This is a genomic window from Pontibacter actiniarum, assembly GCF_003585765.1.
In the GTDB taxonomy this organism is placed as follows: Bacteria; Bacteroidota; Bacteroidia; order Cytophagales; family Hymenobacteraceae; genus Pontibacter; species Pontibacter actiniarum.
This window is the reverse complement of record NZ_CP021235.1, coordinates 684,401-705,961: the sequence shown is the minus strand read 5'-3', so window position 1 is coordinate 705,961 and position 21,561 is coordinate 684,401. Positions and strand designations below refer to the sequence as shown.

Below are 21,561 nucleotides of genomic sequence, written 5' to 3'. Positions count from 1 at the left end.
AACATTCAACTTTATAGCCAAAGAAAAGGCCCTGCAAATATTTGCAGGGCCTTTTTATTTTCTAGCTGCAGCTCAGTTACCTGGCTACCATCACCTTGCGGCTCAGTTTTCTTTCTTTTGAGAACAGCAGGAGGTTGTATAACCCGGTACTTAGCTCGCTGTTAGGCGTTACCGTAACCCGAATAACCCCCTCCGGACTTGCAGTCACCTTTTGTTTCAGCACAGTTTTACCTGTAATGTCTATCAAGGTGATGTCTGCTTCCTCACCAGGCAATAGCTCGGATGCAAAGATGTTGAGCTGCTGCCCAGGCGTTGGGTTCGGGAACACTTCGAATGTGCCTGTAAAGGTTTCGTTATCGGTGATGCCAAGCGGGGCCTGACCGCAGTACGTACCGCTGCCGCCGTTAAAGTTAGTTGCTACCTCTTCGGCTGTAATGGCTCTGCTGTATACTTTAACCTCATCCACGTCGCCGGCATAGTGGAAGTACGGGGAACGGTCCAGGTAACCAATGTTCACGGCTGCGTCATCCACAAAGTCGTTGGCGTACTGCACCTGCTGCTCATGCAACATCTCGCCGTCCACGTAGAGCCTGTTCATGTTGCTCTCGCCATCGCGCATGGCCATAATGTAGTGCCAGTTACCGTCGTTTATCTGAGGGCCGGTGCCTCCGAACTCAACACCGGCATGCGCAGCATCCTTGAGCGCGAAAGCGGCATGGCCACTCTTATCCACCCCAATCCACCAGTGCACTCCCGAATCGGTGTCAGTGGCGTCACGGCCTACAATCACCATGTTACCCAAGTCAGTTGCGCTGCTTCTCATCCAGAAGCCAATGCTGAAGCTTCCGTTTGCAGGCCAGTTAAAGGTAGAAACCTGGTTATAGTCGATGCCTGAATCAGTTCCGTTAAAACGCTGGGCCCCTTCAAAGAAGCCGTCGCTTACCGGCTCAGGGCAGGTCTGGCATACAGCTTTGGCCGAGGTAGCAATGTCTGTATAGGCACCTTCTTCCGTCTCATCCATCTCGAAGTAATGTATCAGGCCAGGCAAGCAGTCCGACAGGTTGGCAACGCCACCGTCTCCGACTTTCACCATGATCGCCTCAGAGGTCACACTGTGCCCGTCCGTATCCGTTGCCTTCGCCGTGATGGTGTAGGTGCCTTCCGTCGCATTGGTCCAGGTGTAGCTAAACGGACTGGCATCGACGGTGGCGATTAGGTTAGAGCCCTCAAAGTACTCTACCATTTGCCAATCGCGCGAGGCATCCGCAAAGTCGGACGAAAGCTCTATCGGGTCCCCTACCCCAAACGATTCGCCGTCTGCCGGAGACGCCAGGGAAATGGCTGACACAATGCCGCCGCTGCAGTCCGGGTAAACGTCCACATAATCCGAGGAAGAAAGCCCTCCCGTATCTGTTACCTTCAAGCTGAAGCGGTAAAAGTAAGTATCTCCGTCGCAGCCTACTGCAGCTACAGTGGCAGAGGTCTCGTGCTTCGTATCAACCGGCTCAGGGTGAGAGTGCGTGTTGTGGTGTAGCGCCACCTGCCACTCATACGCCAGGGCCTCATCGGCATCCTCCTCATCGGTTACCTCGGCACGCAGGTCATAGGTGCTGAGCTGGTTCATTGGGTACTGCACATTTTCCGCAGGGCTTACAATGTTTACAACCGGCGGTGTGTTGTTAACGGTAATTTCAAGTTTGTTTCTGGAGGACAGGCCTTCGGAATCTGTCACAGTGAGGGTAACAGTAAATGTTTTGGCCTCCTCAGCTGTAAAGGTGTGGCTGGGATTTGCCTCGGTTACCGCAGCAGAGCCATCGCCGAAGTTCCAGGAGTAGGTCAGGTTCTGGCCTTCCGGATCGGTTGAGTTGCTACCGGTGAAGTTTACCGTAAGCGGGCTTGCTCCATAGAGTTTGTCTGCCTCGGCAACAGCTTTTGGAGGGGTATTGCCGTCGTAATAAGACACTTTCATGATCTGTGAGCCGTAGTTGATGTAGTACAGCTCTTCTGTGGCCGGGTTCATGGAGAAAGCCGTTACCGTGGCCCCTTCATCAATAAAGTTCTGAATGGCCGTGGGCTTGTTGTTCTCGTCGAACTTGAGCACCTTGATCCAACCGGCACCGTAGTCGCCGAAGAAGTATGAGTTCTGGTATTCTGCCGGCATGTTGCTGCCTGTGTACCAGATACCTCCTGTGGAAGAACTACCGTAGAATGGCTCCCCTGTTACCGGAGACCCAGGCTCTCCTACGTTCACCACTGCGGCATCTTCGCCATTGAAAGTGCCTGTTCTGGTGACAGCCACCGGCGTTTCTTTGTCTGTGATAGCGGCGTTGGCCCAGTCGATGGCTGGCCTGGCATGCACAAAAGTATGCACGTTGTCAGGGATAGGCGTGTTCCAGTCGCAGTAGTGGCCAAAGTACGGCCTCCCCGAGGCTTTAGGCTGGGCAATGAGCTCTAGGAACATGTAGGTTTCTTTTTCGCAATTAGCCTGCCCATACAGCGGGTTTGCGATATTCGGCGTAAGCAGAGGAGTGCCGTCATAGTAGTTTGTCTGCTTCTCAAGCCCTTCGTAGAGCGGCCAGCCAAAGTTAAGCCCTCCTTCCGTGGCTACATTGATTTCCTCCCAGTTTTGCCAGCCCACATCGCCAATGTAGAGATCTCCGGGGTTGTCGCCCCCGCCTGTGCCCGGGCGTATCGTGAAGCGGAACGGGTTGCGCAGGCCAAGTTCCCACACCCGCGACTCAGCGGCACGCGGGTTGGCGCTGTTGTAAAAGGGGTTGGAGGGCAGGCCGTTTCCTGTGGCAGGGTCAATGCGCATGATTTTACCGTTCAGGGAATTTACCTGCTGCGCCCGGAAAGCGCCCACGTTGTTTACCTGTGTCAGAATTCCGTCCTGCAGGGCCTGCTCTACAAAGTTATCGGTCGGCACGCCTTCTTTCCAGCCGGTGTCCTGGCCATTGGCCGTTGCGCCGTCTCCGGCAGAAACCAGCAGTGAGCCATCCTCCCCAAACACCAGGGAGCCAACGCCATGCGACACGTACATAATTGGAATACCCGTCGAAACGCTCTCGCCGAGCAGCACCTTACGGCTTCCCATGTCGGTGGTCAGGCCATCCTCACGAACCTGATAACGGGTTACACGGCCTATGGTGGCGTTGTTGTACTCATTGCTGTTCGGGTTATAGCTACCCGTGCCGTAGTGCAGCAGGTGGTGGCGGTCCACTACGTACAGCAGGTAAATGTAGCGGTTGCTTTTGAAGTTCGGGTCAAGGGCAAAGCCAAGCAGGCCGTGATCGCCCCAGTTGCCTACTTCCTCGGAAATATCGAGTAGCGGCTCCTCCAGCTTTTCGCCGTCCTCCACGATCCATACTTTTCCGGCCTTTTCCCACACATACATGCGGTCGCCGTCGTCGGAGAAGGCCATGCCCACGGCGGCATCCCAATCTTCGCCCACCTGCTCTTCCACAAAGCCCGTAGGTTGTGCCAGGGCGCGCGGCGTGCTAAAGCCAAGGCTAAGTACACAGGTAAGGAGTATCGTAAAAATGAGATTGCATGAGTTGGGATAAGCATGCCTGTACTTCAAGAGCAGAGGATTAGTTCCCCGCGCTTTGTAAAGCTTTTTCATAAGAGATCAAAATTGTTAAACATGTTAGGGTCGTGAAAGAGGCTGCCTTTGGGGGGGGAAGGCCTCTTCAGCATCAATTGCATTTGCACAGCCAAGGTTAGAGAAGAAGCTGCAGTTGATTTAGATACGAGCAAATAGTGCTATAGTTCTATCTATAAAGATTGATTTTCAAGTTTAAACACCAGCTCTCCTCCAAGGGAACGCAGCGCTTACCGGCGCACCATTAACTTGCGGCTAATCACACGCTTGCTCGACACAACGGTTAAAGTATAAATCCCCTGCCTGTACTCGTCCGTAATCGGCACGAGCACAACCAGTTGCCCATAGTCATCCACCTGCACCTGCTTCTGCAGGAGCCTGCGCCCACGCAGATCCGATACAAAGAACATCACCTCCTCGCCCGCCGGCAGGTTTGAAAGCTCAGCCGTTACCTCTCCTTCTATCACGGGGTTTGGGTAAACCTTAAAGAAGGTAGCCGACGGCCCCCTGTTCTCGACCATAATGATGTTGGAGTAGGTGTACTTGCCATCCTCCTTCACGATTTTAAGCCTGTAGTAGCTCCTCTCCGGCAGCGGGGCTATATCTGTAAATTTATAGGCAAGGGGGTTGTTACTGTTGCCTGCGGCCTCCACCTCACCCAGCTTTTCGAATGTCTCCATGTCCGGCGCGCGCTCCACCTCGAAGTGCGACAGGTTGGCCTCTGCAACCGTTTCCCAGGTCAGAAACGTGGAGCCGCCGTTGTACTCGCCCTCAAACCGTACCAGCTCCGTAATGGCATCGTACACACTGTTGAAGCGGTCTGCTATTTCTGCGGCCGAAAGCACCCTCCCAAACAGCTTTACCTCGTCCAGTATGCCTTCGTAATGATAGCCGCCACCGTCGTTGAGGTAGCCGATGTTCACCGGCGACCTGCTGGCAAAGCCACTGCTGTAGCTATGGGTACCGCTTGTGACCTTCGCGCCATCCACGTACAGCTCTGTGAGGCCGGAGCCACCGTTCCGGACGGCCACGATCTGGTGCCACTTGTCGTCGTTTAGCTTCGGGCCGCTGCCGCCTACAAAGATGCCTTGCCACTCCAGGTCCAGGAGCTGAAAGCCGGCGCGCCCTTCCCCATCCAAGCCTATCCACCAGTGTGCCTCGGAGTCCTTGGCGTCGCGGCCGATCAGCACGCGGTTGCCGGAGGTGCTGCCGTTGCTGCGCAGCCACAGCTCGATACTAAAGTTCTCATCGGATTCCCAGTCGAAGTTGTAGCTCTCGTCCACGTTCAGGCCGTCGTCCTGCCCGTCGAACTGCTGCCCGCCAGACACCACGCCGTTCACGGGCTTCGGCCGTGAGGCATCGCTGCTGGCCGCAAAGTATGGGGTATAGAAGTCCTGGTAGCGGGTGCCGCTGATTTCGTGCAGCATCCAGTGGTGCAGCAGCCCCACCTTCTCCCCAAGGCTTTTTTTGACCTCCACCGTGAGGTCCTGCCTGTCGGATCCGGCGCTGTTGGTGGCCGTTACGCTTACCTTATACTTGCCTTCTGTGTCTGGCACCCAGCGGATCTCCCCGGTTGTACTGTTGATGCGCATCCCAGCCGGTGCCTCTGCCAGCGCAAAGGCAGGGCGCGGGTTGCCCACCGCCTTTACATCATACTGATACTCCTGCCCCACCACGCCGTGCGTTACCGCCTCCGACATAATTACCGGCTTTACCTGCTGCGGCCCGCAGTAGCTGCCGGCCCCGTTGCTGTAGCGCTGGCGCATCTCGGCTTCGGAGAGCGCCCTGTTGTACACCATTACCTCATCCAGTAGCCCTTTGTACCCAAACCCGTTGTTCAGGTCCAGAAAACCGATGTTAACCGGAGAACTGCTTTCGAAGTTGTCGGTATAGTCGTATTGAAAGGTGCCGACGGTGTAGCCATCCACGTACAGCTTGTTCAGGCGCAGGCGGCCGTCGCGCACGACAGCGATGTGGTGCCACTCCCCGTCATTGATCTGTGTATCTTCCCCCACGATACTGAAGCCACCGTGGCCCCGGTCATAAAGCTCGAACTGCGGATGCCCGTTTGTGCTCATGCCCACCCACCACAGCATATCGGAATCCTTTGCATCTCGGCCGATGAATACCTGGTTTTCGGAGGAGGAGCCGCTGGCTTTCATCCATAGCTCCATGGTGAAGCTACTGTTCGGGCCCCACTCAAAATGCTGCACCTCAGCAACCGACAGCCCTCCCCGGCCGCCGGCAAACGCCTGGGCGCCGGAGAAAAGGCCGGCAGCTGGCGAAGGGCAGCTGGTACAGGAGGCCGTGGCAGAAGAGGCGTAGTCGGTATAGGTGCCGGAGGCATTTTCGTCCAGTCCGAAATAGTGCACCAAACCATCGGGGCAGGAGGCCTGCGCCACTGCCGCAGGGGCTGCCATGCAACAGAAAAGCACCAGCAGCAGCGGCCAAAGGAAAGCGCGCCATGAGCTCTTGCCTGTCAGCGAAGTATGTAAAGGGTAGGAATATGTCATGGATTCTGTTCTGTTGAGAAACACGCCCAAAAGCAGGCTCCCCTGCGGGAGCAACCACTGGCACACGCTGGAGAAGCAAGCCGTTAAGGGCTAAGTAACTGGCTTACAGGGGTGGGCGCATACCCAGCATCTACTAGGGTATAGTACGCCAATTGTATATATGAGTTTAAATAAATACAGCTATACTTTTCAGAATTTACCGGACCAGTAACCGGAATGTTTGCGTTCTGGCAGGGGAAGTAAGTTTTACGATGTACAGCCCTTCCGGGAGCGGCTCCGGAAATTGCACTATGGCGTTTATTTCGCCCTGTGCCCCCGCATTTACACGTTGCTGGTGTACTTGTTTGCCAAATGCATCCAGGAGTGTAATCGCCAGCGGGGTAGCCTGGGCAAACCCATTGGCAGACAAGCGGATGTTCTCCCGCCCGTCCGTAAGGCTCGGGTACAGCATGGCGGTAGGCTCCATGGCACCGGCTTTGCGCACGGCTACCACTTTGGAGTAGGTGTAGGAGCCGTCGTGATCCAGCTGCTTCAGGCGGTAGTAGAGAAGCCCAGCCGGGGCACCGCCATCCAGGAAAGTGTAGTCGAGGCGGCGGTTGCTGTTCCCGGCCCCTGCCACAGTGCCAACCCTGGTATACGACTGCCCCTCCTGCATCCGCTCCACCTCAAAGCGGTCGTTCTCATCTTCTGACGCCGTACGCCAGTCCAGGCGTACTCCCTGACCTGCGGCGGCGGCACGAAACTGCACCAGCTCGACCGGAAGAGGAACGACGGCAGACGCCAGCATAGGGGCGAGGGCGTTGTACCACACAGTCGCCATCTTATCGTAACCCGTCTGGGCGGCATGGCGATAGTCGTCCATTTCACCAAGTATACCGTCGTACCGTACGTTAGACCACCAGTAGGCTATTCCTGCCCCGTCCTGCATATCAACTAACTCCAGGTTATCCCCTTCGGCAATTCTGTTGTTCACCAGGCTTTCCAGCTTAACATTGTAGTTTAGCACACCTTGTGCATCGTTAGGCTTGAGGCAGTTCCAGGTATCGTTGGTATCCGGGTCTCCATCCTCAAAGCAAACCATCTGAATAATCTTTGCCACCACAACGGTCACTTCTTTATTGTTTGCCCGTTCATACTCATCCACTTCATCCAAAAGGGTGTTCAGGTTTTGCATCACGTTCTCGGCGTCGCTGGCGTCGTTGGTACCAATGTGTAGCAGAATAATGTCCGGGTTGTTTCGCGCATCACTCAAGTAGGGCCCTGCTGTAAAACCGGCTTCATTCACCGGTTTCGTGTAGCTGTTGGTGTCATCGTAGCCTCCTGTTTGCAGCAGACTGGCAATGTCTCCGACCCGCGCACCAGGAAACCCGGCGTGATCAACATCCACCATCAGGGAAGAGCCTGAGTTAAGGGTGCCGACAAAATCAAAACTAAAGCCTGCTTCTTGGATGGCTGCACCCAAGTTCCTACGGTAAGACACCTTTGTTTCCGGGTCCTCTACCCCTCCCCCTCCAAACGTGTTGGAGTCGCCTAGCGGCATGATGCGCACCGTCCTATAGGTGTTTGCCTTGCCAGTAACGGGGGCACTGTAGGCTGACGCAGTCCCGTCTGCGGCAGTGGCTTTTATCCTGTAAGAAACCTCCTGCCCTACTACCAGTCCTTCATCCCTGTACGAAAGCACGTTGCCCGGAACGGACGCCAACAAAGTATAGGAGGCTCCGTTTGGGCCAGTACCGGACTTCTCGATGACATAGCTATCGGCTCCGGCAACGGGTTGCCAACGCACCATAATTGCCTGCACAAGAGAGGCCCGGGCCGTAATTCCTGTTGGAGGAGCTAAAGCTGCCGCAGCGGAGGCGCCCGCCGCACAGCAGACAAGAAACAACGTTAAAACAGCACGGTGCCGTAGAGGGATGTGAAAGAACATAAGGCTACTGGGATTGGGGTTACTGTTGCAGGCCTTGCTAACGAAGGGCCTATGCTTTGGTTACAGCCATCACCTTCTTTAAAACAAGTACCATATCACTTATATCCTACTGCTACACAGCCGGTTTATACTTGAGCAGGTTATCCCACTGCTATATTCCTATTCAACAACATCCCCCACAATGGCCGTAACAGCACATAGAGGATACATTACCAGACAGTTAGCTGCTTACTGTGCTGTTGCTTTCCGCTGTTGAAAAGCGAATAGCTCAAGGTCAGCTCGTTAGTGGCTTTATCGATCGCTTTAGCGCTCTGTGTCGGAGTTTCGTAGGAGTAGCCCACCGACAGCTGGTCCAGGTGCAGACCTGCCCCCAGGGTATAGGCTAAATCGTTCCTGTAGCCGCCGCTAACCCAAAACAGGTTATTGTAAACAGCCTTCACCTGCCCCTCCACAGTAGACTTGAACTCCTGGTCGTACTGATAGAGGCCGTTGACGGTAAAACCTATGTCATCCGTTACTCCCATTCTGTAGCCAGCAGAGGCCACGTGCTTGCGCCTGCTGAAATCACTCAGGTAGTCACTACCCGTGGAGAGCAGTTTACCGTCCGTTACATTCTGCAGGGCATAGCCGAGGTAAAAGCGGGCCGAGGTAAGGGACAGGCCCAGGTTTATATCGCCCCTGCCGCTGCGGTTTTCCTGCCCGATAATCTTGCTAAACCGCGGGTCGTTTTCCTGGTCCAGGGTCAGGCTGTTGCCGTCGAGGTGCTGCGCCGTGTAAGTCAGGGCCGTTCCCCAGCGCAGGCTAAAGTCCTCAGACAGCCTGATAGCGGCCCCGTAGCTCAGGTTTACCTGCATTTCTTTTGCCGGCCCGAACTGGTCGTGCAGCAGCGTGAGGCCCAGCGCGTGTTTGGCACTTTGATCCGACACTGCCTCCCGGCGGCTGCGGCCGCTAAAATAGCGGCCTTTCTTTTGCGAAAGCATGGCCATATCCAGCTCTGCTGAGGCCAGTATCGTTTTCGGAGCATCTTCAAAGCCCGTCCACTGGTTGCGGTAGAGGCTCTTCAGTACAGACCCTTCATAGCCTGTCAGCGATGGGTTAAAAAACTGCTTGTAGTGAGAGAAATTCGCCAGCTGCTTTCTGCCCTGGGCATGCGCCTGCAAAAAAACAAACACACTGCAAACTACTAGTATAAGCCTTTTCATTCTGTACTATTTAAGAACTGTTACTACTCCTTTTTGAACCAGGTCGATGTCTTTTACCTGGATGACATAAAAGTAGGAGCCCTCCGACACCCGGCCGTTGGCCCCTTTGCCGTCCCAACCCTCCTCCGGATCGCTTGTGTGGAACACACGGGTACCGGCCCTGTCGTAAACATCCACTTCCACCTCGTTGTAGTAGCGCAGCTCGGGCACCTTCCAGGTATCGTTAATGCCGTCGCCGTCCGGCGAGAAAGCATTGACCAGCTTTATCTCATGCTGCGGATTGTAGAGCGACTTGGTCAGGGAGAAAGCCCGCTCAATGGCGTTATCATACGGGTCGGTGCTGCGCACGCGGATGGTGAAACGGGCCTTGCCAGACAAACCCTGGTTTGACTTCAGGTACAGCTCGTTGTTGTTTCTTATTCCAAACAGGCTGTTGTCATCGCTTCCCTCCCCGGGCACCAGCGCATAGGTAAAGTCGGTGTCGTCGATATCCGTCGTCGTGAAAGTTCCGATTACCTCTTCAGGCTCGACATCGGGCTTAAACACATCGGTGCTGAGCGCCAGGGCGCTAGGTGGCTGGTTCGGTGCCACCTCTACCGTTACCCTGGCTGTTCTACGCTCTGTGTTGCTGGTGTTCTCTTTCAGCTCTAACTGACCTATAAGCACGTAACTACCCGGAATGCTACCGTTGTAGTCGCCTTGACCCCACTGCACCCGTAAGTCTTCCTTCTCTCCGGTTGTGTAAGTCACTTCTACCTGTTCTGGCAGGGATATTTCGGATAACTCGGTTTTGAACGGCACCCGGATGGTTGCCAGCTCCTGAACCGCGGCCACGTTTCGCGTTAGCTTTTCTACCTGGGCCGTTACCTCGCGCCCTTGGTTGCCGGCCTCATCCACCAGGTAGAACCGAAGCGTTAACAGGCCATCCTGCAGGCCGGACAGGTTAAGGTTATTGATCCTGAAGTCTGATGCTGAGACAACTGCCGTACCAGTAACCGCTTTGCCACCGTTACTGCTGCCTATACTATAAAAGTAGGTCGTACCCTGCTCAGCCCCGGATACGTGCACCGGCACCTGCTCCTGGTTGGTGAAATCGATCTTTTCTGTTCCGAATACCGCAGCATAGCCCTGTGGGGCCGTGCCATCGTAGGTTATTTCAATCCTGTTTGAGGCTGTATTGCCGTTGGATGCGGCATCCTGCATCTTGTCCGCAGGTATTTGTACCCGCACAAGACCATCCGCCTGCGGCTTAACAGTAAAAGTGTACTCTCTGTCGTTCAATTTCTTCAGTTCCTCTGCGGAGGCATTGGACAGCACAAGGTCTGCTAACTCAAAGTCGCTAACGGCCTCGCTGATACGAACTGTGACAGGGAAAGCAGCATTTGTGAGCGCGGGGGCATCGGTACTGATGGCAACGGCAGGCTGATCGGCATCATAGACAAGGCTGAGCGTGTTTGATGCCAGGTTGCCGTTCAGCGCTAAATCTTTTGCCACGTTTTCGGCCACCGCCACTTTTACCTCGCCGCCAGCTCTGGGGCTGATAAGAACGGAGTAGGTATCGTTGCTCTCCTTCTGCAAAGCTGAGGCAGCACCGTTGGTAACAGCCACATCCCCCGCCTCAAAGCCCGTGACGGCCTCGCTAAACTGAACCGTCACCCTGAAAGGAGCATTTACCGGCGCTGCGGCAGCTGTGCGAAGCACCACTGCTGGCGGCTGCACATCATACACGCGCTGCAGGCTGGCGGAGGCTTGGTTCCCGTTACCAGCCGCATCAAAGGCATTGTTGGCAGCCATGCTTACCCGCACCTCCCCGTCTTTGGATGGGTTTACCTGTGCAGAATAGCTAGACGGGCTGCGCTTCACAAAATCACTTGCGGTACCGTTTGCGACGGCTAGGTCGGAGAGGTCAAACCCGGAGACAGGCTCATCAAACGTGATCTCGAGCTCAAAAGGCCCGTTTACCACGGCAGGCGCACCTGACTGCAAGGTCACTTTTGGCCGTGTGGCATCATACTGTAGTTCCAGGGTGTTAGAGGCCTCGTTCGGGTTACCGGCCAGGTCCGTAGCTTTCCCAGAGGGCAGCACGATGCGCACCTCTCCATCCGCAGCAGGTGTGACGGTAGCCGTGTAGGCATCCTTACCGGACGAAGCAAAGTTCTCCAGCCCCCCGTTTGACACGGTGAAATCTGCCGCAGCCAAACCGTACACTTCCTCTGTGAATGTGATACGTACCTCAAAGGCGCCTTTTACGGGAGAAGTAGCGTCTGTTGTCACGCGCACCTGCGGTGCCGTGCGCTCGATTTGCACCGTAAATTCGGCGCTGGCGTCACTAACGTTACCGGCCGCATCGGTGGCAGTGGCAGTAAATGTATAGCTGCCGTCGGTCAGGGCGGTGCTTTCGTGGCTTAACTCCCAGTCTCCGGCAGCGTTGGCTTTTGTTTGGCCGATCGCCTTCCCGTCTTTCTGCACGGCTACTACCGCCCCGGCCTCTGCCCTGCCAAGCAGCTTGAGTGTGTTATCGGATGTGATACGGTCCTCTTTTTCAGGGCCTCTGTCTTCGGAAACGCCTGTAAAAGCCGGAGCCGAAGGCGCTTTCGTGTCTATCTGCCAGGCATGTGTGGCTGGAGATGCATCTTTGTTGCCGGCGGCATCAACGGCACGCACGGCTAAGGTGTGCGCCCCCTCAGAAAGGTTGGAGGCCGTGTATGGGTTCTGCACCTGTGCAAAGGAAGCACCGTCGAGGCTTACCTCATAGGTAACGGCTGTTTCATTGCTGGAGAAGCTAAACACGGCTTTGTTACTCTGTGTAACGGCATCCGGGCCAGTGGCAATTGTGGTTTCAGGTGCTCTGGAATCGACGGTAAAGCTTCTGGTGGTGCTTGCTGGGCTGCTGTTTCCGGCGGCATCGGTGGCCTTGGCCGTAAGCTGTTGCTGCCCCTCGGCAAGCCCTGTGGCGGGCACAAAGTTCCATTTACCGTCTGCCCCTGCTGTTACGGTTCCCAGCTGCGTAGCCCCGGCATACACCTGCACTTTACTGCCTGCTTCCGCTGTACCAGCTATGGTTGGCTTGTTTGTTCGTAGCACAGCGCCCTCAGCAGGCGCGGCAATAACAGGTGCGGCAGGCGCTTTCGAATCGATCACCCAAGTATAGGAGGCCGGTGAGGCATCCACGTTGCCGGCTTCGTCTCTGGCACGCACCTGTAGTGTGTGCTCCCCGTCCGGCAGGTTATTCGCAGTAAAAGGGGTTGCAGCGTTCACAAACGGGCCGCCGTCCATACTTACCTGGTAGGTAACGCCTTCTTCGTTGCTGGTAAAGCTAAAGGCGGCTGAGCTACGGTTGCTCACCGCTGCCGGCTTGGAGGCAATGGAGGTTTCCGGCGCCTGTGTGTCAGGTGGTGTCTGCGGCACTACGTTCAGCAGCTTATCCAGCTCTTTAAACCACACGGGAGCCATTTTGTCGTAGCCTACCTGGGCCGGGTGCAGTGGGTCTGCCATATCCCCGCCTTTATCCCGGAAGTTGTAAACAATGCCGGCATCGGCCATGTCCACCAGAATAAGTCTGTCGCCGTTACGCATGCGCTCCCGGGCAAGTGTCTCCAGCTTGGCGTTGTAAAAGTCGATGATGTCGTTTTTGCTGTAGGTGTCGCCGCGGTAGCAGAACTGTTCGGTGCAGACGCTTTTAATGATCTTCGCCAGGATCACCGTTACCTCTTTCCCCGAGCTCTTCTCATAGGTATCTATCTCATTTAAAACGCCCTCCAGCTCCTCCAGGGTGGTTTGGGAGTTATCGACGCCATCGTTGCTTAGCTCATTGGTGCCCACGTGCAGCAGAATGATATCAGGGTGGTAAACCTCCAGGTACCGGGCCTCATAGTTCAGGCCCATGTGCTGGTTATCGTACCAGCGTTTATAGGAACCGTGCTGCAGCAGCGTGATCAGGTCTTTGTTGCGGGCACCGCCAAACCCGGCGTGATCCGTGTCGGTTACGTACGCACTGCCTGATTTTTCGCTGCCAACGTAGTCGTAGCGCCCTTTGGAAACAGAACCGTTGAGCAGCTGCTCCAGCTTGGCCCGGTAGGCGGCCTTTTGCTCCGTTGGGACGCTGCTGCTCCCGCCCTCGGTGTTGGAGTCGCCCAGGGGCATGATGTTAAAGCTGTGGCCCTGCTCATGGGTGGTGGCACTCACGGTACTGCTGTAGGCTGACTGGCCGCTGCTGCTGGTTGCCTTTAGGCGGTAATAGACTTTCTGCTTGTAATAAAGGCCTGTGTGGCGGAAGCTGCGGGCAGTGGCGCCAAGGGTCTGTAAGGCGGTGAAGGAGCCGGCCGCTCCTGTGTTTGACTTTTCCAGCTCGTAGCCTGTGGCGCCCGGCACTGCGGCCCAGCTTAGGGTAATGGCGCCTACCAAAGAAGGCTTTGCCTGCAGTTGAGGTGCCGCCAGCGCATATGGCGCAGTGGCACCCCCGTGCAAAGGAAGTGGTGCAGACACAGCTTGTAAACATAAGCCAAACAGCACGACAAAAAGTACCTGGCGTAGGTAAACGTATAAGGGCATAGGATGATCAAATGTTGTTGCGGATGATGTAGCTCCCTATATAACGACATTCCTATACCTTGGTTGCCGCAGCCGAGGCACGGCAGCTACAAAAAATACATTTTAAAATACCGCCGCGCCCCAACACCAATGTTAAAACACCGTAAAAAGCTGCTATGCTGCCTCCATTCGACCCCTATACTTTAAAATTCATATCTATAAGAAAAAATATATGCCGGCGGCCACAACCTTTTAGTGCAACTTCTATATAATATAAAACCGACATAACCTTAATGAGCCACCGCCTCCTCTACGTACATGAGAAGCAAGACAATGCCTGCTGCTGACTGGACCTTAGTACACCCTTAAACCGATTAACCCATGCTTTTCAACTCTACTGAATTTTTCATATTCTTCCCGGTAGTAGTTACCCTGTACTTCCTGACGCCCTTTAACCGCCGCTGGATTATCCTGCTGCTGGCCAGCTACTACTTTTACATGTCCTGGAAGCCGGCCTACACCATTATTCTGGTCGTTTCCACGTTAATTGACTACACCTGCGGCCGCATGATGGGCCGTTACCCGGACGAAGAAAAGCCCAAGCGGCGCCCCTGGCTCTACCTGAGCCTCTTTGCGAACCTGGGCGTGCTGCTGCTGTTCAAATACTACAACTTCTTTAACGACAGTGCCCGCGACCTGGCCCTTGCCCTGGATGTGCCCTACGCCATGCCTGCCTTTGAGCTGCTGCTGCCGATGGGTATCTCCTTCTACACGTTCCAGACGATGAGCTATAGTATAGATGTGTACCACGGCCGCATCAGGCCAGAGCGGCACCTGGGGGTCTTCGCGCTGTTCGTGTCCTTCTTCCCGCAGTTGGTAGCGGGCCCCATCGAGCGGGCCGGCAACCTGCTGGGCCAGCTGCACCAGGGGCACGAGTTTAAGTATGAGCGGGTGGTGGCCGGCCTGCGGCGCATGGGCTGGGGCTTTTTCAAGAAAATAGTGATTGCCGACAACCTGGCCATGATGGTGAACGCCGTTTACAACAACCCAACGGAGTATGACGGCATCTCGCACATCATCGCCACGGTGTTTTTCGCCTTCCAGATCTACTGCGACTTCTCGGGCTACTCCGACATTGCCATCGGCGCGGCGCAGGTCATGGGCTTTAACCTGATGGAAAACTTCCGCAGCCCATACTTTTCCAAGAGCATCTCGGAGTTCTGGAACCGCTGGCACATCTCCCTCTCCACCTGGTTCCGCGACTACCTGTACATTCCGCTGGGCGGCAACCGGGTAGTGAAGTGGCGCTGGTACTATAACCTGTTTATCACGTTCCTGGTAAGCGGGCTCTGGCACGGCGCCAACTGGACCTTTATGGTTTGGGGTGCCCTGCACGGGTTTTACCTCGTGTTTGCCATCGTCACGGCCAAGCAGCGCAACGCGCTGGCAAGCAAGGTCGGCTTAACCCAGCGCCCACAACTTTACAAGTGGGTACAGGTGCTGACGGTTTTTTTCCTGGTGTGCTTTTCTTGGATATTCTTTAGAGCCAACAACATTGCGGATGCGTTCTATATTATCGGCCAGAGTGCCTCCGTGCTAACCAACCCAAGCCAGTTGCTGGCCCTCGACTGGAGCCACGCTGTATTCATGGATCAAGGTTTTAAAATATTTGCCGTTTCTATTTTAGCCATTTTGTTAATGGAAACCGTACATCTTATACAGCGCAACGGTAGCGTGTCACAGCTTATCATGCAGCGCCCGGCGTGGGTGCGCTGGAGTGTGTACTACATGGCTATTATTGCGGTGCTGCTGTTTGGGCAGTTTGGGCACCAGGAGTTTATCTATTTTCAGTTTTAAGAAATTATGACAAAATCAATACAAGACAAAGGTGTGAGAAAGCTACTCCGGAAGCTTACTCTCCTGGCGCTGCCGTTTATACTTTGGCCGCTCATAGAGGTGTTTGTCCTGCCCATGAACTTCTTTACCTTCCGCATCTGGGAGACCATCTCTGTGAACTCCATGCGTGTGATGTCGGGCCCTTTTTACCCGAACGTGCACATGCAGATGGTGGAGGAGGGAGAGCTTGCCCCGCGCACGCCTTACGCACAGAAGCGTGAGGTGGAGTGGTACACCGACGCCTACGGCTACCGCAACCGCGATACAAAGAACGATGTGCTGCTTATCGGTGACTCCAACATTACGGGCGCCAAGCTCTCTCAAGACGAAACGCTGGCCTCTGTGCTGGAGCAGCACCTGCACCGCCCCGTGTACTCCTTCGCCCCCGCCACTGTCAACCGCTTCCTGGCCACAGACCGCTTTGAGGAGGTGCCACCCAAGCTGGTGATCGTATCCAGCATTGAGCGGCGCATACCGGAGCTGCCTGCGGTCGGCGAGAACGGCATCAACTCCGAACTGCGCGACTTCACAGGAAATATCATCAGCTCCTCCCCTGCCCTGACGTACCTGGCCGTTACGGCCGACCGCATCTCAAAGCTGGGGCTCTACCGCCGCACCCTGGCGGACATGGAGCGGGTAGCGGGCAAGCGGGAGTATATCAACTACAATAATGAGTTCTTTATGGAAGGCGACTATGCCAACCGTGAACTCTCGGAAGAAGAAGTGAACCGCATCGCCGATGTGCTGGAGGGCTACCGGGATGTGCTGCAGGAGCGGGGCATCGAGTTCGTGTTTCTTCCCATCCCGAACAAGGAAAATATTTACTATAAACTGCTGCCATCGCAGAAGCAGGCCACGTTCCTGCCTCGCCTGATGGACAAGCTGCAGGAGCGGGGCGTCGCCTACGTGGATCTGCAGCCAACATTCAAGACGCTGTACCAGCAGAAGCAGGTGCCGCTCTACCCTACTGATGACGCCCACTGGAACGAAGTAGCCGTAAAAGTAGCCGCCAACATACTGGCCAAGCACGCCACCGTGGCGCAGCTACAGGCAACTCCGGAGCAAAAAGAAGACAGACTACTGGTTAATTTCAGAGAATCAGAATAGCAGCCCTAGCTGCACATGCACTAAAAGATACAATAACCTATATACCCATAACACATGAAGGCTTACTATAACAAGGGGACTAAAAGGTTGAAGAAATTGTTAGGACGAATTGTACCTCACAACACACACTACAGACCTGGCGACGTTTGCCGTATTAACCTGGAACAGCTGACTGCCAATAACGCGCGCGAAGTCAGGGTCCATCCCATTTATCCGTCCCTCACCACAGAACTAAACATTTCGGACCACTTGTACGAGGCTTGCTCCGAGTACTGGAAACCAAAGAAAAAAGTACAGACCGATTACACGGTGGTAGAGGTACCCAACGGCCGCATCTACACCGATAACGAAAGCAGCGTGGCGGTGGTATCGCAGTACAACCGGCTTGTTGAGAACGTGTCGCTGAGCCTGACGAACGGCAAGGTATCGGAGCCAAACCTGAACAACATATTTGAGCAGCGCTACTTTACCCCTCCGGCAATATACAAGGGCACGGTGTTCTCGCTGCTAACAGGTGGCGCGGGCCTGAACAACATCGGGCACTGGTTTTTAGACGTGCTCCCGCGCCTGCACCTGCTCCGCAAGAGCGGCCTGTACGATAAAGTAGACTGGTTTTATGTGCCGAGCCTGCGTTACAGCTACCAGACAGAGACGCTGGAGCTGCTGGGTATCCCGCAGGACAAGATTATCTCCGGTGATAAGCAGTCGCACATTGCCGCCGATTGTATTATTGCCTCTACGGCGCCGCGCGGCAACCACACGCTAGTGCCGAAGTGGCTCTGTGACTTTATTCAGGAGTCGTTCCTGCCGTACGCCGAGGAAGAGTCGGATCTGATTACGCCGGAAAGCCCGTACCTGTACATTAGCCGCTCCGACTCTAAAATACGCAACGTACTGAATGAGAAAGAACTGCTCGATACGCTGGAGCCTTATGGGTTTAAAACCGTTGTATCGAGCCAGCTAAGTATAAAAGAGAAGATAAAGCTGTTCTCCAAGGCAAAAGTAGTGCTTGGCGCGACCGGTGCCGGCCTCATCAGCATGTTCTTCTGCAAGCCGGGCACTAAGATGATCGAGATTTTTAACGAAGGCTTTGTGATTGAGCCCTTCTACGACATCGCCACTAAAATTGACCTGGACTATGAATACATCATCTGCAAAGGCAACAAGCGCGTGCGAGACGCAGGCCAGGGGCAGCGGGAGCACCTGCTGGTAGAAACCGACCGGGTGGTGGCTATCCTGGATGAGATGAAAAAGAGTAAGACGGCAAGGCGGGCAGAAGTAGCTTAGCACAACCGTCTCAGGACCTAACTAGAGGCCTGCCTCTGCAGCAATAGTGGCTGTGGGGGCAGGCTTTGCTTTTAGCCCGATGGCTTTTTGGTAGATGTGCAGCAGCTTCTGGTAGTTTACCTCCGGAGTATAGTTCTCCAGGTAATCCTGACGCGCATTTTTGCCCAGGCTGCTGGCATAAGCACTGCTTCGCTCCAGCTCCCCTACCTTAGCCACCAGGTCTTCAGCGTTGCCAGGCGCAAAGTGCAGCCCGTTTCGCCCATGCTCCACCAGATACTCTCCCCCTCCTATCTTTGCCGCAATCACCGGCGTGCCTGCCGAAAAGGCCTCTATAATGGACATGCCGAACATTTCCGGCCACTCCGACGGGAAGATCAGGCCCTCAGCAGCCTTTAGCTCCTGTATCACCCTGTCCCGCTTCTGGTACCCGATGTACTCGAGGCCCGGGTGTGTTGCGGCATGTGCCTCCACGGCTTCCCGCAGCGGGCCATCGCCTATCACCCTCAATTTAAAAGGATGCTGTGCATGTGCCTGAAGCAAAGTGCCTATACCTTTCTCCGGAGACAGCCTGCCCACGTACAGGAAGTAGCCGTTGCGCTTCTCTGCCCCTAGGCCCAGGTCTTCGGTAAAGTTTGGCTTCACGGCAAGTTGGGCTGGGTGCGGCCGAAGGCTTGAATCCTGGAACAGCTTTGCACCTCCGGGGGTAAGGGTAATAAACAGGTCCACTTTGTTGCGCCAGGTGCCCAGCAATTTATGGAGGCCGGTCGTCAGGACCACCGACGCCGTTTGAAAGCGCGAGTTGCGGTAGGCCTTTTCCATGATAGCGGCATAAGGGAACAGCTTGTGCGCATTCTCCAGGTGTACTTTCCCGTTATAGTGCAGGTAGGCGCTTGGGCAGATAAGCCTGTAGTTGTGCAGTGTCATCACAACCGGGATGTTATGCTTCTGGCAAACATAGAAAACGGCCGGGGATACAAGCGGAAAGAAATTGTGCACGTGCACCACATCCGGTTTGAAAGCCAGCAGTTGCTGCTCCACAGCCTGTGCGCTTTTATAGTTGTACACGACCCCCAGAGCCGCCTGCAGCTTGTCGAAGGCGCTGTTTACGTTGTTGTTCGAAAAGGTAAGCTTCTCCACCGTGTGCCCGTGCTCCTCCAGCAGGGCAGCCTCTGAGAAGAAAACCGTGTCTTCGCCGCCAGTTTGCTTGTAATGGTTGTGAACGAGAAGTATGCGCATGTGTAAGGCTGTGTCAGGATAAGTTTTTGATTGCTTTTTGCAGGTCTTCAGGCGTGCCTACATCCAGGCAGCTGCCATTCTCAAAACATACGCTTTGCACTAAAAGACCGTTCTGTATGGCCGCCTGCACCACCTCCCCCAGGCTTAGCTCAGCGCCCGAAGTATAAACCTCTGCCTCCCAGCGCTCCAGGTACTGGTGCATAAATTCGGTAAAGCGCGGCCCCCAGCAGGCGATGGCCCAGCCGTAGGTCAGATCAGAGGTGGCGGGTTTATGAAGTATGGCGTTTACTTCTCCGCCAGTTTTCAGGTCCACCATGTCCCACTTGTGCGGGTAGCGTACCCCGAAACACCCCAGCACCACATCGGCCTGCGTTTCCTCCTGCCGCTGCAACAGCCGGGCAAAAGCGTCTTCCGGTGCTATCAGAATGTCCGGGAAACCGAACACAACCCGCTGCCGCCGCACAAAAGTATACGCCTGGTCCAGCGAAAAGGGGCAGCCAAAGGGGCGCTGCATGAGGAGGTAAGCCAGTTGCAGGCCTAACTGGCTGCCGTCGCCGTAGTAGTTGGGAATGTCCCACTTGCCCTTGCGCAGGATAAAGTACACCTGCTCTGCCCCGGCGCGCTGCATGTGCTCCAAGAGGTACTGCGATACGACCTTCGGGTGCGGTTCCCCATGCTCCGGGTGCGCCTCAAACCCCACCGGCAAAAGCTCTTTGCTGCATGGGATGGGTGCAAGCCGCGACCCCAGCCCGGCGGCCGGAATCAATCCTACTGTGTCTGCTGGCATGGTTTCTAAAAAAAGCCGCGCACCGCTACCTAAGGCTTGCGATGCGCGGTTAAGAATGGTTTAGTTTAAAAGGATGCGAAGAATGCTAGGACACCGATGCCGTTGCGTTTGAGAAGCCTTGCAGCACTCTTTCTCTCTCAGCATCATCAGAGGCGGCGAAATAAGCGGCTTGCTGCTCCAGCAGCCTGTCCACCAGTCGCCCTTCCGGCAGCACCACATCATCATAAGTGATCACCTGGTCTTTCGGAATATCGCGCTTCAGCACACAGCCTTCTGCAACGCCAATCGGCAACAGCCTTTCGGCCGCTGTCGTGTCGGCGTTTTCGCACAGGCCGTAGGTCATGTAGTGGCCGATGCCGTCCAGCACTTCGCCAGCCTTCAGGTCTATCTTAGCGGCTGATACCACTGCTACCTGCGGCGCGCCCACCGGCGTCAGGGCCGCATCGTGGAACAGCACGGCACGCGCCACAGTAGCCGGCACTTCGAAGTGGCACAGGTGGTACGGCGTGTAGAACAGGTACAGAGGCCCTTCGCCCAGCTTGTACAGGTTCAGGTAGTGCTGCTGTATCGGGTTGTCGTGGGTACCCAGTACAAACACGCCCGGTCCCGGCTCTGCCCCTACCACATAATCCACTATCCCTGGTCCTTCTGTCAGGTCTTCCAGCGGGTACAGGTTGTGCACACAGTCTTTCAGCGATGTGCCACTGGCCACGGTTGGCCCGTGCATGCCGCGCTTGGCCACACGCATACCGGTACCGTTGGCGATAATCGCCTGCTCAAAGGAGATCTTGCTGCCGTCGGCAAACGAAGTCACCATCGACGGCTGCTGGCCCCACTTCTTGGCAAAACCCTCCTGGGTGGTCGGGTTGCGGTAGGGGTCGTGCAGGCCTTTGATGTTGCCGCACAGCACCGGCTTCACGCCGAGCCCCTTCACAAAGCGGTACAGGTTCATGGTTACGCCCGGCTGGTCGCCGTCGGCGTTGGTGAACACCACACCGGCTTTATCGGCATATACTTTCAGCATTGGCCCCACGGTACCGTCCACCTCGGCATTCATCATAATGATGTGCTTTCCGTTTTGGATGGCGCGCATGGCTACGTTGGTGCCGAACTCCACAGCCCCGGTAACCTCAATCACGGCGTCTATTCCCTCGGCCTCGCACAGCAGCATGGCGTCTTCGGTCACGCTGTACTTACCCTGGCGAATATTTTCCTCCAGTTCGGCCAGCGTACTCACCTCCTGCACCTCCTCTATCTCGGCCTGGTTGTAGGCTTGCCTGGCTTTAGAGAGCGTTCTGTTGGAGATGGCCACCAGTTCCATCCCTTTTGTATATTTACTGATCTGCAGCGCGATGCCCCGGCCCATGAACCCGGCTCCCACCATGGCCACACGAATCGGGTTACCTTCGGCATGGCGCTTGGCCAGAGCGGTATCAACTATTATCATCTTGAAGTATAAGTTTTAGATTTGAAGA

Annotated in this window: 11 protein-coding genes; 3 read left to right on the top strand and 8 right to left on the bottom strand. The window is 55.4% G+C overall.

Annotation, left to right across the window (positions count from 1 at the left end):
* Positions 1–76 precede the first annotated feature (76 nt).
* From CA264_RS03045 to CA264_RS03025, 5 genes are all read right to left on the bottom strand, one after another.
* A complete protein-coding gene (locus tag CA264_RS03045) occupies positions 77–3,622 on the bottom strand; it encodes a PQQ-dependent sugar dehydrogenase (RefSeq protein WP_051364292.1) in 3,546 nt (1,181 codons plus the stop codon).
* 209 nt (positions 3,623–3,831) lie between these two features.
* Complete coding sequence (locus CA264_RS03040; RefSeq protein ID WP_237151166.1) at positions 3,832–6,114, bottom strand: LamG-like jellyroll fold domain-containing protein; 2,283 nt, start codon at positions 6,112–6,114, stop codon at positions 3,832–3,834.
* 196 nt (positions 6,115–6,310) lie between these two features.
* Positions 6,311–7,903 (bottom strand): SGNH/GDSL hydrolase family protein, encoded by a 1,593-nt coding sequence (locus CA264_RS03035; protein ID WP_162912054.1) that lies wholly within the window; start codon positions 7,901–7,903, stop codon positions 6,311–6,313.
* A gap of 347 nt (positions 7,904–8,250) precedes the next feature.
* Entirely contained in the window at positions 8,251–9,243 is a 993-nt protein-coding gene (locus tag CA264_RS03030) for a PorP/SprF family type IX secretion system membrane protein (RefSeq protein WP_025604473.1), read from the bottom strand.
* Positions 9,244–9,249: 6 nt separating this feature from the next.
* Positions 9,250–13,794: an Ig-like domain-containing protein gene (locus CA264_RS03025; RefSeq protein WP_084196137.1), complete on the bottom strand. Its 4,545-nt coding sequence runs from the start codon at positions 13,792–13,794 to the stop codon at positions 9,250–9,252.
* Positions 13,795–14,154: 360 nt separating this feature from the next.
* Here CA264_RS03025 and CA264_RS03020 point away from each other — a divergent pair, with 360 nt between their 5' ends.
* From CA264_RS03020 to CA264_RS03010, 3 genes are read left to right on the top strand one after another with little or no spacing between them, the layout of a single operon-like run.
* Complete coding sequence (locus tag CA264_RS03020) at positions 14,155–15,630, top strand: MBOAT family O-acyltransferase (RefSeq protein WP_025604469.1); 1,476 nt, start codon at positions 14,155–14,157, stop codon at positions 15,628–15,630.
* A gap of 6 nt (positions 15,631–15,636) precedes the next feature.
* Positions 15,637–16,776 carry an alginate O-acetyltransferase AlgX-related protein gene (locus tag CA264_RS03015; RefSeq protein ID WP_025604467.1) on the top strand — a complete coding sequence of 380 codons (1,140 nt, stop codon included), beginning with the start codon at positions 15,637–15,639 and terminating at the stop codon, positions 16,774–16,776.
* 54 nt (positions 16,777–16,830) lie between these two features.
* Entirely contained in the window at positions 16,831–18,063 is a 1,233-nt protein-coding gene (locus CA264_RS03010; protein WP_084196136.1) for a glycosyltransferase family 61 protein, read from the top strand.
* 21 nt (positions 18,064–18,084) lie between these two features.
* Here CA264_RS03010 and CA264_RS03005 read toward each other — a convergent pair whose 3' ends face one another.
* The 3 genes from CA264_RS03005 to CA264_RS02995 all read right to left on the bottom strand — a co-directional run bounded on the left by CA264_RS03005 (position 18,085) and on the right by CA264_RS02995 (position 21,533).
* A complete protein-coding gene (locus CA264_RS03005; protein ID WP_025604463.1) occupies positions 18,085–19,299 on the bottom strand; it encodes a glycosyltransferase family 4 protein in 1,215 nt (404 codons plus the stop codon).
* Between the two features lie 13 nt (positions 19,300–19,312).
* Complete coding sequence (locus tag CA264_RS03000) at positions 19,313–20,086, bottom strand: nucleotidyltransferase family protein (protein ID WP_025604461.1); 774 nt, start codon at positions 20,084–20,086, stop codon at positions 19,313–19,315.
* Between the two features lie 85 nt (positions 20,087–20,171).
* Positions 20,172–21,533 (bottom strand): NAD(P)H-dependent oxidoreductase, encoded by a 1,362-nt coding sequence (locus CA264_RS02995; protein WP_025604460.1) that lies wholly within the window; start codon positions 21,531–21,533, stop codon positions 20,172–20,174.
* Positions 21,534–21,561: the final 28 nt, after the last annotated feature.